The sequence below is a fragment of the Microcoleus sp. BROC3 genome (assembly GCF_036702515.1).
Lineage (GTDB): Bacteria > Cyanobacteriota > Cyanobacteriia > Cyanobacteriales > Microcoleaceae > Microcoleus.
On sequence record NZ_JAUBTQ010000030.1, the window covers coordinates 33065 to 46418 of the forward strand.

The window sequence follows — 13354 nt, forward strand, 5'->3', positions numbered from 1 at the left end:
TTTTTAGGTCATTGATTCCTTTTGAGAGTTTAACAATTACCACGAGTTTAACTTTTTCGGAAGTTTTACGCAGGTTGGACGAAGTTGTTACTCCTCCCAAAGTTTTTAGAATAATTATACCCTTTGGGCCGCCACCTGCGAAACCCTATGAAGGAACGATTTATGGCAAAACCTTCAAAATCAATCGCATCATCATCGGTCGAAATTTATTGTTCCCAATTATACAAGGAGATATACAAGCTCAACAGTTCGGTTGTTCCATCAAAATTAGGATGACTTTACATAAAATAGTCATAGGATTTTTGATTCTTTGGCTGTGGACAACTGGCAGTATAGGAATGTTTTCTTTATTTGCTTGGTTAGTCGAACCCTCCGTGGGACCAATATTTTTACCAATTTTAGGAATGTTTGTTTGTGGCTGGCTTTTGTGCTTGATTCCATTTAAAATAGAAGCAAAAGCAGCTATAAAATTTTTATCAATTCTCTTAACATAAAGTAATTTATCGCGACAATATTTGAGCTGTATTATTAAAAACAATCTGGCTTCACCTGCGGTACAAAAAACTAGACTTTCCGGGATTACCCATGCGTCAAAACAAACTCAAACAAAAAATTAAACAAGGCGAAACAGTCCTCGGTTTATTTATGAACTGCGCTTATCCCGCATTCATGGAAATCTGCGGTCACGCTGGATTTGATTTCGCCGTTATCGACATGGAACACGGCCCCCTGAACCCGCTTGCTGCTGAAGATTTGTGTCGCGCCGCCGACTGTACCGGCATTGCACCGATTGTTCGCGTCCGCAAAAACGACGGGCCGCAAATTCAACGAGCTCTCGACATCGGCAGTGCAGGCGTTCAAGTACCTCAAATTGAAAGCAAAATCGATGCCGAAACCGCTGTCAAAAGCGCTAAATACAGTCCTCTGGGCACGCGAGGCCTTTCCTTCGCTACGCGGGCCGGACTTTACACCGCCGCAGGTACAAATATCACCGATCGACTCAACGAAGAATCCTTAGTTGTGATTCATGTCGAAGGCAAAGCTGGCATCGACAACCTGGCAGAAATAGTGACTGTCCCAGAGGTGGACGTGATTTTTCTAGGGCCTTACGATCTGTCACAGTCGATCGGCATTCCCGGCCAAGTCCGCGATCCCCGAGTCATCGACATGATGCAGGAGGCAGTCCAAACCATCCGCAAAGCAGGCAAAGCCGCCGGTACTTTTGCCGAAAACCCCGAAATCGCCCAGCAGTGGATTGATGCTGGCGTTCAGTACGTCGCACTTGGGGTCGATGTTGCCGTTTTCCTGCGGGCCTGTCAGTCGCTGGTGAAAGCAGTCGATCGATTTTAGATTTTGGATTTTGGATTTTGGATTAAAAGAAGAACAAGCCCCCGGATTCATCTTGCAAGCTTTACGATATCTTTGCAATTTTTGTAGTGTCTTTTACGACACATACAAAAAACCTGCGCTAGAGTAGAAGCATACACCTCCTCAAGGCTAAATTAGAGAGGGGAGCAAGGCTTCAGGGAGTAAAATCTATGAAAACCGTATTAGAATCCATTCATTTGGATTATGCCTTCATGTTTACTTTCAAAAAAGTAAACTCGATTAAGCTAGAAGGTTTCAAGGAATTTTTTGACGATATGCCTGTCGATCCGTATGTGAAAGGTAAGTATCGTTCGAGAAGATTGTCGCGGTTTGCAGTCAACGGGACTGAGTTAGTTAAGTTACCTCACGGCTATTTGTATCAAAGCAAAACATACAATCCGCTAGTGGGTGATATCAGGCGGGAATTTGCCGAATTGGACGATCGGCTAATTGCCCTCGATAATTTCAAACAGATGATTTTTGCTTTTTTCGATTCCTGCAAAATTCACCCGGAAGCTGAAATCGGCATCCATCAAATCAGGACGACTTGTTCGCCGCACAATTTCGGCAACCCCGCGCCGGAAGGCATTCACCAAGACGGTACTGACTTTATCGGGATTTTCTCGGTTGACAGAACTAATATTGTAGGCGGGGAAACGCATTTGTACTTGGCTAAAAAAGAGAAGCCTGTTTTTAATAAAATTCTGCATCCGGGAGAATTGCTGTTAGTTAACGACCACGAGTTTTTCCACTTTACTACGCCGATTAAACCGGAATCTGAAGGGGTGGGAACCAGGGATGTCTTTGTGCTGACTTCTCCGAGTTTGCTTTGCGATTGAGGATACAGTCTTGGACGCATAACCTAATGAAGTAGGGTGCGTACTCCGCACCTTACTTCGATTACCGATTACTGCATCTCACAGAGCACCTTTTGGTTTCGCCCCCACCCATCTCGATCGTGCTTAATGCTTGGGAAAATCGATTCCTGAAATGGATATTCCTTCCATCTTCTGCACATATCGTCCTTGAGCAGCTACACATTCTGCCATTTTTTCAGCTTGTATGGGTTGACTCCTTCGATCGGGGGAGATACCTCTATACTCCCATGTACCGCGAATGTCGCCAGAGAATGCTTTTCCATTGTTTTTTAATACTAGCTCCGTGCCAGTTGCATCAATATAGTATTTCCCATTTTCCAAAGACACGCTGCTAATTGTGATAGATTCGACGCCTTTGTAGGGACTTGCAGGGCCATCGACGATCTTGATGCAGATTCTATTGTTTTGATGGGCAATCTCTCTACGGGAGTTATTGAACATTGTTCCTTGAGCGTAGTAAGCTCCTGTGGGTAGAATTGTAGAGTTCTGTTGATTACTTTGAGCAGAGGACAATGATGAGATTGACAGAAGGATAGAACTAACAATTAGTGTTTCGATCGCCAAAAATTTCATTTGCAACAAAACTCCATTAAAATTGTTTTTTCAGATTCTACACGATCGCAGATGCTCTATAAACTTCTTTAGAGTTCTGGCAAAAGTCAAATTCACCCCCCGCAAGTCCCGCCTTATTAAGGAGGGAAACAAGAATAATCTTGCCTCGTCCCCTGATTCAAGGGGAGGGTTGGGGTGGGGTGCCTTGTATTTTTGCAAGAGTTCTAATCATGACTCAAGTCCTTACTACAAACCTTTCGTTAGTAGTGAGGACTTTATTCGTCTTTCTGGCGTTTAGTCAATCATGACTCAAGTCCTGACTACAAACCTGCGTATTTTCCTAAAAAGCCAGGTTTATGCCTCTAGCAACTCACAGATAAATCTTATCGAAACTTCCGTTCAGACTCTTGAATGGGAACATCATTAATGCTAGCTTCACGTCTTCGCATTAACCCATTTTCTGCAAATTCCCACTGTTCATTACCATAGGCGCGATACCAGTAGCCAGAATCATCGTGCCACTCATACTCAAATCGAACAGAAATTCGATTGTCTGTAAAACTCCACAGTTCTTTCTTTAAACGGTAATCTAATTCCTTTGCCCATTTTCGTCTTAAAAAAGCCTTAATTTCTTCCCGTCCGCTGAAGAATTCGGCACGGTTTCGCCACTGAGAATCTTCCGTATAAGCTAAGGCTACTCGTTCTGGATCGCGGGTATTCCAGGCATCTTCAGCAGCTTGAACTTTGGCTTTAGCTGTTGCCAGCGTAAAGGGCGGTAGAGGTGGTTTAGTTTCCATCAGCTTGGTTTTTTGTGATTGTAAAAGATCAGGTGCGGGATGCTAGCGCTACAGAGAGAGTTTTGGGAATTTGATATCAATCCTCAGCATCGGGATCGATTCCCATTGCTCGCAGTCGATCGGCTAACTGCGTAACTTTTCGCTCTGCTTGTTCGGCTCTTTCCCGTTCTTGTTCAGCTCTTTCCCGTTCTTGTTCGGCTCTTTCCCGTTCTTGTTCGGTTCTAGCCCGCTCAATTTCAACTTGTTCGGAGCCAGTTAACAGCAAATTCCCCTGCGAATCCCACCACCGCAGCCAAAGCAGTTCTTGATTTTGATAGCTTCCCTGCCACAGTCCCAATTCTACATCTAGTACAGGAATGGGATAGTGACCGCGTTCGTTTGGCTCCATCCTTTGATACACAAAATCTATTAGGTGATAGACTTCTAAATTGCCAGTTCTCATTTCATAAATGCCGTAGTAAGGAATGCGGATAATTCTCTCGTACACCCAAAACTTACCGGGTTTAGTGGTGGTACCGTCAGCGGCCACAGTCAAGGGAGTACGATCGCGCTCTTCATCTCCATTACCGCTAGCAAATTCTAAAGCAATGAACGGAGCCATGTGTTCCCGCCAAAGTACATAAGAACGGCGAAAACCGTCAAGTGTTGCCGGTACATTCGGCACGTAAAACCAATCCGGTGCTTCTGCACCTCGCTCTGGCGGGTCAGTTTCTCGCCAGTAAATGCCGCAATCTTGCCCGATCGCATATTGTCCGTCTGGATGCAGTCGCTCTACAATCGGCCCGATCGAATCTGTCAGAATGATGCTCTGGGGATGCTCCTGAAAATTTTTCACAAATGTACCGTCTTCGTCTGGCAATTGGGTATGATCGGGGAATGCAGGAGGCAGACCTGTAGCAGTTATTATCTCATTCATCGTCGTTTTCCTTGCAGTTATTGTTAATTGTACTGCGAAATTTTAGAGCAATCTGATTTGAAACTTTAGCTAATATTCGCTAATATGGAAAAGCGATCGTAAAAGGTAAGTCAAATGGTTGTCGCAATTTCTAAAGCAGGATTGGGTACAGGTGCGGCTTTCCTGTCAAACGTGACATGGGAGACTCTGGAAAAGTTGGATGCTGATTTGGCAGACACTGGGGCGCGCTTAACTTATTTGGATGGGTGTTTAGAAATTATGGCCCCTTTATCTGATGCTCATGAAGAACCTAAAAATACTTTAGGTCAGGTTTTAGAAGTTTATATGCGGACGAAGGACATTCGTTTCTACGGACGCGGCAGTACAACCATCGGGATGAAGGAGTTGGGTGCACGGAAAGAACCGGACGAGTCTTATTGTTTGGGTACGCGCAAGTCGGTTCCAGATTTGGCGATCGAGATAACAGTTACAAGTGGTGGAATTGATACGCTGGAAATCTATCGTCGGGTGGGTGTGCGGGAGGTTTGGTTCTGGGAGGATGGGGTAATTTCGGTTTATTGCTTGCGTTCTACGGGGTATGAATTGGTGAGTAAGAGCGAACTTTTGCCGGAGTTGGATTTGCGATCGATCGAGTTTTATTCGCGGATGGCAGATCAATATGATGCGGTGAATGCTTTTATGCGATCGATGTAGAAGTTGAGAAGAGCGATCGATGTTACAGTTTGATACTGCTAGGATTTGACTTGGATTGAATGTATTGTTGAAATACAGGATTGAGTAAAAATAGCGCTCCCGCTCCTACTTGTACTTTTTCCAGTAAGCCGCGCCGCGCTAAAGATTGTATGGCTTGCCAAAATTCTGATTTAGATAACTCAATATCGGCAGGTGCTTGGGAAATATCTACCGCTTTATCTTGACTTGCTAACCAATGGCTCACCTTTTTTTATGACTCCGATAAACGCTCAAAGTGAGATTCTAAAATCGTTTCTAAGTCACCTAAATAAATATCATTATTATCGGTTAAAAACCGGGAAGCGCTACCGTCAAAGAATTCTAAAATTGTTGAAGCTATGATATTTAACCAGGAAGGATGACCTTGATAAAGGGCGATCAAGTCTGACCATTTTTGCTCATCTGCTAATCCTTTTTCTCTGATAATTTCTGCCGATTCTTCCCCTAACCCTTTGAGGTGTAAAGTTCGTGCAGGTCGGTTTAGTGCTTCTAAAGCAGTAATTTCTCTGGGTTGTTCCCAACTGAGGATAATTAAACAACTCTGATGAGAGGATGTGGCAATTTGTTTGAAAAATTTGCCATAGTCTTCATAGCCTGCTAAATATTGACCTGCTAATTGACTGCTTTTAAAAATATTTTGTACGTCATCAAGGATTACTAAACAGCGAGAAGATCGAAAATAATCGATGACTGTGGGTAATGGGGGTTGTGGCGATCGCCCAAAAAATTGCTTTAGTTCGGTTTGGAGGGTTGAAAGTGCGGGAGTGTTAGTGAGGCTTAACCAAATAATATAATCAAATTGGGTTTGAATTTGTTCGATGAGTTTGAGGGCGATCGCGCTTTTGCCAATTCCACTTAAGCCGTAGATGGTAATCAAGCGGGTATGGGCTTGTAATATCCATTGTTTGAGGGTGGAGAGTTCTGAGGTGCGATCGTAAAAGTAAGGGAGTTCGGGTGCGTCTGTTAAATCGATGAGGGGCGATCGGGCTTGATTTTGGGGAGATTCAGGGGGAAAGGGCGATCGCTGCTTAGCCTCTTCTGGATCTTGCCTTTTTTCACCACAGATATTGATATGACTATTAATGTTACTACTAACAATCTGTGAAGATTTACCATAATTGTAAATCGTAGATACTGCTTTTCTTTCTAAAATAGAGCGAGCATTCACCTTATTGATATCTTCTCCTAACATATCGGATAAAGTCTGCCATAATTCGGCAGCTATATTTTTAACATGGGACTTACTGCGATGGCATTTTTTAGCAATTTCTTCATATTTTAATCCTTGCCAAGCCCCTTCTAGGATAGCCATTTGCAGAGAATCTAGGTGTTTTGCAGCTTTTGTAAATACAAGATCGTCCGCCCACTGTAACATTTCCTCACTATTCATAGGCTGAGTTTTGGTTGAAGTATAGCTTAAGGTTATCTTAATTTATCATACTTTTCCGTACCTTTACAAGGTAATCATACCTGAGTACCTATAAAATAAAAAAAATCCTGACTTTATCGTACTTTTTAATCTGGTCATACAGAGAATAGGGTGATTATAATAGGCAACTAAATGAATACATTTTTAGGAGAGTCATAATGCAGAATTTAGACTTAGAAAATCGTCCCATTTTGCCCGAATATCAGTCTAATCAGGATGGTACACCCCCACGAATTGAGCTTGATGCGTTTTGGCTCCGTGCTGGGGAATATGCTTCTTCTTGCACTCCTTCTAACTGCCCTATGTTTACCCCGAATTTGGGTGAGCGTCCTAGCTTAGATGTTCAGACATCATCTTCATCAACTACAAAAGTTTAAGACCCAGAAATCCGATAGTTGAGGGCACTACTAAAACAGATTTAGTAGTGTCCTCTCTCAGTTACTCTTTTTAGAGAATGATGGATAAAAAACATTTTTTACTCGAATCAGTGACAGTTTCTTCAAAAAGCATTGCTTATAGTATAGACAAGCTCCTGTCTGGGATGATAGTTGCTGCCAAAATTAATAATTTTTATGCAGCCCATGAAATTGAGTCTATAGTTGACAACTGCAATCACATAGGGTTCAGATGGTTTGATAATTTATCGCTAGGTTATATTGGCGTTTCCATTTCTGAGCATTTATCTATGCCCAATGGTAAAAGTGAATATTTTGATCGAATCAGCAAAGTTTATATGAATCTTGACATAATTTTTGGCAGGCACAACAACCCAAAAGATAAGCTATTAAATTTCTTAAAAAATTCATTTAGTTGTGGAATAGCTTTTGACGCAAATTATCAAAATTTCTATGCTCCAGGTATTATTGAAGCTCAAATGAAGGGCCGACTAATACACATTGATGGTTCTCGACAACCATCAGTTTTACCTGGATGCAAGCCTATCAATGAACTTTCCGTAGTTCTTTATCTACAAGCCCCTGAAAAAGGGGGTGAATTACAAATTTTTAACAAAGAAGAGGAGCCATCTGATAGATATCGAGAAGTGACTTTTGAACCAAATGAGCGTGAGAAATTATTAGAGCAAATTTGCCAAAATAGAGAAAATATATTGATTCAACCAAATGCGGGCGACCTAATAATCTTTGCTAATTGCTACTATCATCAAGTTTTGCCTTCTGAAGGTCAAAAATACAGAATTGCATACCTAACCTCCATCTACTCAATTGACTCTAATCTCGTGATTTGGGTGTAGATAGAGGCCAGTTATACAAGTTCCTTTTATTCTTTTAATGACGCTCATAATTCTGTACTTATGAACAAGCTAATTTTTCCTATCAATCTAAGTAATATTGATGCTAATGATGCCCAATTTATCAAAAAGCTAGAACAACTCGATTTAAGACCAATACTTTTTAAGTTAGTTAAAGACCCTGATTCTGGAATACCCTGGTCTGAACATGAGGCAAGATTAGTGGAAATAGAATATAGACAGTATCTTTTTTTATGCTGGAAATACGGACAAAACCCTCAATTAGCGGTAGCCCCGAATAAGCGAGTGGATATGTTTTGGCATCAGCATATTCTTGACACAGGCAAGTACCAAGAAGACTGCGAATTACTTTTTGCTAAACCTTTCCAGGCTTTAATCTGTAAGTGGCTTCGTCACATCCTTAAACCTCTAGGGATGCAAGTTTATGCAGGTTATATGCAACATTTCCCTTATTTAGGTCTTCGAGGTCAAAAGGATGCTGAACTTTTAAAGCAAGCATTCGATACAGGAAAGCAGCTATTAGATTTGCATTTTCCACCAAGTAGATAATTAATCGTTGATATGCCATTAATACGATAACTTTCTATTTATGTTGTTGAAACTTTGGAGCAAATAGATGTTTAATTTTTATATTATTTCAACGAAGCTAGATTCACCAGAATTGGAAACTAATGTTGGGTGTCTTTTGAAATCAGAATTATTAGGTTTGCGTATCCCTCAGTTTTATTCTATCGATGCCTGTTATGAAATTACTGAACGTTGTCACGAACATGGCTTTTTTTGGATGGAGCCTGAATGGGGAAGGATAGGACAAACAATTGCTCAATTTCACTCTCATCCAGATGGGAAAAAATACTACTTTAGTTGTTCGCCTAAAGTGATTGAAGTTCGTAAATGGCTTTTTGGGAAATATAAAGATCCAGTCGAAAAAGTTGCAGAACTTCTTTATAATTTCTATCCTTGCCAACTGGCCTTCGATCCAGAATATCAGCAATATTATGCTCCAGGAGTAATTAGTATCCAGACAAAGGGAAGTAAATTACACGTTGATCGTGTACAATATGAATCTTATGACTGGAGTTTAGCTGATATTCATGTTCAGTTTTCTTGCGTGCTATATTTACAACTACCTGAATATGGAGGAAAACTTGAGATTTATAATCGAGCTTCGAGAGAAAACGATGTAGAGTTTGAATTTTCCCCAAATCCAAAAATTCGCACAGGAGTTGACGAAAAAATAGTAGAAGGTTATAGCCGAATAGAATTTACTCCGGAAACAGGCGATCTACTTCTTTTTAATACTAACTACTATCATCGAATTCTTAGAACAGAAGGAAATCAAAGCAGGACAACTTCCCTGTCTTTTTTGGGAATCAATAGTAAAAATCAGATACTTTTCTTTATGTAGATTGAGTTATTTAATTAATTTATAAAATGCAGAGCGTCGTTATAAGGCAAGCAATTTTTGATGATGCCGATCAGATTATAGAGCTACTAAATCACCTAGATTATGAAACAGATTTCATGTTGTATGATCCCGGCGAAAGAAAAAACAAAAAAGACCTCCAAATAAAAATAAAAAAAATATTAAAAAATCTCAGCAATCAAGTTATATTTGTAGCTGCCAATGCAGACAATCAATTAATAGGTATAATGATGGGTTTTGGTGGTCAAGTTAATCGTCAAAAACACACTATACATATTGTTATAGGAGTAAGACAAAAATTTTGCTCTCAAGGTATTGGCAAACAATTGATGCAGTTGTTAGAATTATGGGCTATAAATAACAAGGTTCATCGGTTACAGTTAACAGTTATGGTTCATAATAAAACAGCCATAAATTTTTATAAAAAATGCGACTTTATGATAGAGGGAATTAAACGAGATTCAATAATGATTAATGGTGAGTATATTGATGAGTTGTATATGTCTAAGTTAATCTGAATTTATTTAACGATTCCTAGATATTGGCGGCCCGGCCTCCTCACAAGAATATTCGATCGCTGTACGCTCTGGCTTGCCTAAACTGTAACTATCAGCAATATCGCTCGCCAACTGACAGTTAATAGCGCTCCCCCCTCCCCTCTCCTACCCAGTAGCAGAAGAAGGGCGATCGCACCTCTTCAACAACCTCGACCGCACTTCATGGGATGAAAAGGCGACTTACACCCATATAAGTATTAATATCAATCACAATTTCAACCAGACGAATTGCACAACGCTGCCGATATTCAGAGTCATTCAACAAGGGGTCAGCATCGCCAATAGTAATCACGGGTAATGATGTAGAAGTAATTTCCTCGCGCATCACTTGTTCTAGAGAGTTATCGCCCTTCATACTCCGATTGGCGGTCAATAAAATCATGTGGTTTGATTGAGCAAACCGCCAAACTACCCGATCGTCACTATCGATCGGCACACTCACTTCGTCAAAGGTGATAAATCGAATGAACACCCAATCTAGCCAGCCACTACTCACAATGCTACCTGAGAAAAGTACGGCGTGTCCTTTCAAATTATGATCGACCAAAAAATTCATGGCTGAGACTTAAGTTTTGCTTTTGCTGCTTGAAGTTTTGCTCGAATAGCTTCTTCACCAGGTTTGGGTGGTTGGGCGGCAATTCGGGCAATCAGATCGCGATTTTTTTCTTCATAATACAGCCGCAGTTCCTCAGCTTCCTTAAGAACCATTTGATACTCGGCTTCAACGGTGGCGCGATTTGCCTCGATATAAGCTAAAGCCGCATTAATTTGTTCCTCTGTAAGGTCAAACAATCCTCTGATAAACTTAGGCGGATATTGAGCCGTCACATAGTCCATGATGTCGTAGATAGTGATGCGCGTACCTGCGATCGTCAGTCCTCTTTCTGTACGGATGATAGCTGTTTGTTCGTCGGATATGCTTGTCATGCCTCTAACCTCCTAGAAGTTATTTCTATATTAGACCTACTCTCAAAAGTCTTGCAATAATCATTAGTGTTGGGTTTATTTCCTGTTTTAGTAATGCGATCCAAATCCCAGAAACCGGGTTTCTGCGATAATTTACGCATCCTTACCGAGATTTTGAGAAGAAACCCGGTTTCTAACTCCCACGCTATCGTCCAACTTCAACTAAACCCAGCTAACCAAAGGGGAAGCATCAACAGTAAACCGACGGAAGTGATGGCGATGCTGCTAGCTAACAAATCGCGATCGAGCTCGTAGACTTCTGCTAAAATCAGCACGGAAAGAGCTGTGGGCGTTCCCGACATCAACACCAACACCAACCTCGGATCGCCGCTCAATCCGAAATAACTAGCACCCAATCCGATCAGCACAGGCACAATTACCACTTTTAACAGCGACGGGATTAACGCCAGTTCAAAACTTTCCCATTTCTTAATAGACCTCAGCCGGATGCCAACCAGCAGCAAAGCACTGGCAATTACCATCCAAACTGATACCTGCAAACCCGATTCCACTGTCTCGGGCAGGGGGATATTTCTGGTGAAAAAACCAATTAAAAATGCCCACAGGGCGGGAACTGTCACCACGTCCCGGAGCTGAGTCCACCAGTGATTTTTTTGTGCGGAATTCCCGAAATAGCTAGCAATAAATACACCGAAACAATAAGTTCCAATAACGTTGTTAGTGACGCTGTACAAGACAGCCCAGTTATTGTTATCGGTGCTGATGAGAGCGGGGGTGATTGCTAATCCGACAAAGCCGGTATTCCCTAACATTGCAGCTAGGATAAAACTACCTTGGCTCGATCGCTTCAAGGAATTTACATTTAACAGAAATAAATTAACCAGAGAATTTTTGCCCTGAAAAGATGGCTTTTTAACGTGGGCCGCACTCAGCCTGCGCAATAACAGCCAAGTCAACCAAGCTAAACTCGTACTCAGAAATAACACGAATATGGCGATCGCCGGCGTGAATCCCACAGCCCCCGAAAAATCGCTTTTACGGGCTAAAACTAGAATTTGCAGCGGTATCCCAATCCAGAAAAGAAAGTGGCTCAGCAGCTTGGGAAAATTAACTGGGATGTACCGAAACAGCAGCAGTCCCAAGCCCGTCCAGATAACTAGAGGGGTATAAGCGTGAAATAAGGTTTCAATCATAAAAATTTAACTAGACAATTTGAAATGCCTTTATCTATTAATAATAATGCTAAAATCAGTTTAAGAAATGCGAATTGTCGTTAGCGGAGTCCTCGAAGAGGATCGCACTTGCCCGCTTTTTCGCCTTAGCGTGTTCGCAGCACTGCCGATCCGAAAATTGTTGCCCAAATTCCCGCACCTTGGAGGGCACAATCCTCAGACTTGCAGCCCGGAATGATTGCAGCTTTTTACCTTCACATTCACAAAAACTCTGTTAATTTGACAAATGTGCGATCGAGTTATCTTACTTTTTCCCAACAGATGTCCTGCGTTTTCCTGCCGTTTCGCTCGAATGGAAATACGGTGAGGCTAAAGCTGCTAATGAGTTGCACTCATCAATTCAATTTCAAAGCATTAACAGGCACCTCATCCCAAGAACTAACAGTCCGCAAAGTAGCAACCCAGCCCTGCTGTTTTTGCTCTGCCGTCAAATTCTGCTCAAAAGATTCGTGGCAATCCTTCGCTTGAGTCTCATCGCAACAAGCAATGCAAGAATAAAGAATGCCCGACGGATCGATTTGCTCGTTTACCCAAATAATCACGATTTACTCTCTCAATCAAAATCTACTGTTATTTAAATTTTCCTATATTTTTGTCAATTAAGTAGGTCGGTATTAATTAACCGGAGTGTGGCATTTTAGCTTAACAGGCTTTCCGGCCTGTTCTACACACAGGCTTTCCGGCCTGTTCTACACACAGGCTTTCCGGCCTGTTCCACAACAGATGAATTTTTTGTGGGGAGTAGGGGTTGGGCTTCTAGCCCGCCCTGAATTGTTTCGATGCCAAAGTTGCCAAAGACTCGCCCGCAACCCGGCAAATCCGCCAGTCGGGCATCACATCAGCACCGATACCCTTGTAAAATCCGATCGCCAATTCATTCCAATCCAAAACACTCCATTCCAAACGCCCGCAGCCCCTTTCAACCGTCAACTGCGCTAAATAAACTATCAAAGACTTGCCAATTCCCCGCCCTCGAAACTCAGGCAGCACGAACAAATCTTCCAAATAAATTCCCGGCTGAGTCAAAAAAGTAGAATAATTGTAAAAAAACAGCGCCCAGCCCACAACTCGACCTTCGCACTCCGCTAAAATCGCTTCAGCAAAAGGTCGATCGCCAAACAAATGATGCTCCAAATCAACGGCGTTGCCAGTAACGGCATGAGATAATTTCTCGTATTCAGCTAAAGCTTTAATCAAATCAAACAGCACCGGCACGTCGGCGCGGGTAGCTGGGCGCAAAATTACCTCAGAACACATAAATAAGTAGTAC

19 protein-coding genes are annotated in these 13354 nt (G+C 41.9%); 9 read left to right on the top strand and 10 right to left on the bottom strand.

Going from position 1 to position 13354, the window contains the following annotated elements:
- Positions 1 to 74 precede the first annotated feature (74 nt).
- The 3 genes from QUB30_RS19570 to QUB30_RS19580 all read left to right on the top strand — a co-directional run bounded on the left by QUB30_RS19570 (position 75) and on the right by QUB30_RS19580 (position 2207).
- The gene (locus QUB30_RS19570) at positions 75 to 494 is read left to right on the top strand and encodes a hypothetical protein (RefSeq protein ID WP_333336581.1); all 420 of its coding nucleotides are present in this window, start codon (positions 75 to 77) and stop codon (positions 492 to 494) included.
- A gap of 91 nt (positions 495 to 585) precedes the next feature.
- Positions 586 to 1350 carry an aldolase/citrate lyase family protein gene (locus tag QUB30_RS19575; protein ID WP_333336584.1) on the top strand — a complete coding sequence of 255 codons (765 nt, stop codon included), beginning with the start codon at positions 586 to 588 and terminating at the stop codon, positions 1348 to 1350.
- Positions 1351 to 1538: 188 nt separating this feature from the next.
- Positions 1539 to 2207, top strand: a complete 669-nt coding sequence (locus tag QUB30_RS19580) for a 2OG-Fe dioxygenase family protein (protein WP_333336586.1) — start codon at positions 1539 to 1541, stop codon at positions 2205 to 2207.
- Between the two features lie 123 nt (positions 2208 to 2330).
- Here the strand turns inward: QUB30_RS19580 and QUB30_RS19585 are convergent, their stop codons facing one another.
- The 3 genes from QUB30_RS19585 to QUB30_RS19595 all read right to left on the bottom strand — a co-directional run bounded on the left by QUB30_RS19585 (position 2331) and on the right by QUB30_RS19595 (position 4511).
- Entirely contained in the window at positions 2331 to 2819 is a 489-nt protein-coding gene (locus tag QUB30_RS19585) for a hypothetical protein (RefSeq protein ID WP_333336691.1), read from the bottom strand.
- A 362-nt stretch (positions 2820 to 3181) separates the two neighbouring features.
- Positions 3182 to 3595 (bottom strand): nuclear transport factor 2 family protein, encoded by a 414-nt coding sequence (locus tag QUB30_RS19590; RefSeq protein ID WP_333336588.1) that lies wholly within the window; start codon positions 3593 to 3595, stop codon positions 3182 to 3184.
- 76 nt (positions 3596 to 3671) lie between these two features.
- Entirely contained in the window at positions 3672 to 4511 is an 840-nt protein-coding gene (locus QUB30_RS19595) for a Uma2 family endonuclease (protein ID WP_333336590.1), read from the bottom strand.
- A 114-nt stretch (positions 4512 to 4625) separates the two neighbouring features.
- On the opposite strand from QUB30_RS19595, the gene QUB30_RS19600 reads away from it, so the two are divergent.
- On the top strand, positions 4626 to 5204 hold the full coding sequence (locus QUB30_RS19600) for a Uma2 family endonuclease (RefSeq protein WP_333336592.1): 579 nt from the start codon (positions 4626 to 4628) through the stop codon (positions 5202 to 5204).
- Between the two features lie 22 nt (positions 5205 to 5226).
- On the opposite strand, the gene QUB30_RS19605 is transcribed toward QUB30_RS19600, so the two are convergent.
- Together QUB30_RS19605 and QUB30_RS19610 are read right to left on the bottom strand one after the other, a co-directional pair.
- Positions 5227 to 5448 carry a hypothetical protein gene (locus QUB30_RS19605; RefSeq protein ID WP_333336594.1) on the bottom strand — a complete coding sequence of 74 codons (222 nt, stop codon included), beginning with the start codon at positions 5446 to 5448 and terminating at the stop codon, positions 5227 to 5229.
- Between the two features lie 6 nt (positions 5449 to 5454).
- Entirely contained in the window at positions 5455 to 6633 is a 1179-nt protein-coding gene (locus tag QUB30_RS19610; RefSeq protein ID WP_333336596.1) for an ATP-binding protein, read from the bottom strand.
- Positions 6634 to 6830: 197 nt separating this feature from the next.
- Between QUB30_RS19610 and QUB30_RS19615 the strand changes: the two genes are divergently transcribed.
- The 5 genes from QUB30_RS19615 (at position 6831) to QUB30_RS19635 (ending at position 9886) form a co-directional block, all read left to right on the top strand.
- Positions 6831 to 7049 carry a hypothetical protein gene (locus QUB30_RS19615; protein ID WP_333336598.1) on the top strand — a complete coding sequence of 73 codons (219 nt, stop codon included), beginning with the start codon at positions 6831 to 6833 and terminating at the stop codon, positions 7047 to 7049.
- A gap of 77 nt (positions 7050 to 7126) precedes the next feature.
- A complete protein-coding gene (locus tag QUB30_RS19620) occupies positions 7127 to 7924 on the top strand; it encodes a 2OG-Fe(II)-dependent halogenase WelO5 family protein (protein WP_333336600.1) in 798 nt (265 codons plus the stop codon).
- A gap of 60 nt (positions 7925 to 7984) precedes the next feature.
- A complete protein-coding gene (locus tag QUB30_RS19625) occupies positions 7985 to 8491 on the top strand; it encodes a hypothetical protein (RefSeq protein WP_333336601.1) in 507 nt (168 codons plus the stop codon).
- A gap of 67 nt (positions 8492 to 8558) precedes the next feature.
- The gene (locus tag QUB30_RS19630) at positions 8559 to 9350 is read left to right on the top strand and encodes a 2OG-Fe(II)-dependent halogenase WelO5 family protein (RefSeq protein ID WP_333336603.1); all 792 of its coding nucleotides are present in this window, start codon (positions 8559 to 8561) and stop codon (positions 9348 to 9350) included.
- 26 nt (positions 9351 to 9376) lie between these two features.
- The gene (locus QUB30_RS19635) at positions 9377 to 9886 is read left to right on the top strand and encodes a GNAT family N-acetyltransferase (RefSeq protein ID WP_333336605.1); all 510 of its coding nucleotides are present in this window, start codon (positions 9377 to 9379) and stop codon (positions 9884 to 9886) included.
- A 199-nt stretch (positions 9887 to 10085) separates the two neighbouring features.
- Here the strand turns inward: QUB30_RS19635 and QUB30_RS19640 are convergent, their stop codons facing one another.
- From QUB30_RS19640 to QUB30_RS19660, 5 genes are all read right to left on the bottom strand, one after another.
- The gene (locus QUB30_RS19640) at positions 10086 to 10481 is read right to left on the bottom strand and encodes an ACP S-malonyltransferase (protein WP_333336607.1); all 396 of its coding nucleotides are present in this window, start codon (positions 10479 to 10481) and stop codon (positions 10086 to 10088) included.
- Positions 10478 to 10852 (bottom strand): DUF433 domain-containing protein, encoded by a 375-nt coding sequence (locus QUB30_RS19645; RefSeq protein WP_333336608.1) that lies wholly within the window; start codon positions 10850 to 10852, stop codon positions 10478 to 10480. Before QUB30_RS19645 ends, QUB30_RS19640 begins: the two co-directional genes overlap by 4 nt.
- Positions 10853 to 11049: 197 nt before the next feature.
- Positions 11050 to 12045: an AEC family transporter gene (locus QUB30_RS19650; RefSeq protein WP_333336611.1), complete on the bottom strand. Its 996-nt coding sequence runs from the start codon at positions 12043 to 12045 to the stop codon at positions 11050 to 11052.
- A gap of 374 nt (positions 12046 to 12419) precedes the next feature.
- Positions 12420 to 12626, bottom strand: a complete 207-nt coding sequence (locus QUB30_RS19655) for a hypothetical protein (RefSeq protein WP_015178896.1) — start codon at positions 12624 to 12626, stop codon at positions 12420 to 12422.
- A 214-nt stretch (positions 12627 to 12840) separates the two neighbouring features.
- Positions 12841 to 13341 (bottom strand): GNAT family N-acetyltransferase, encoded by a 501-nt coding sequence (locus QUB30_RS19660; protein ID WP_333336692.1) that lies wholly within the window; start codon positions 13339 to 13341, stop codon positions 12841 to 12843.
- Between the last annotated feature and the right edge of the window lie 13 nt (positions 13342 to 13354).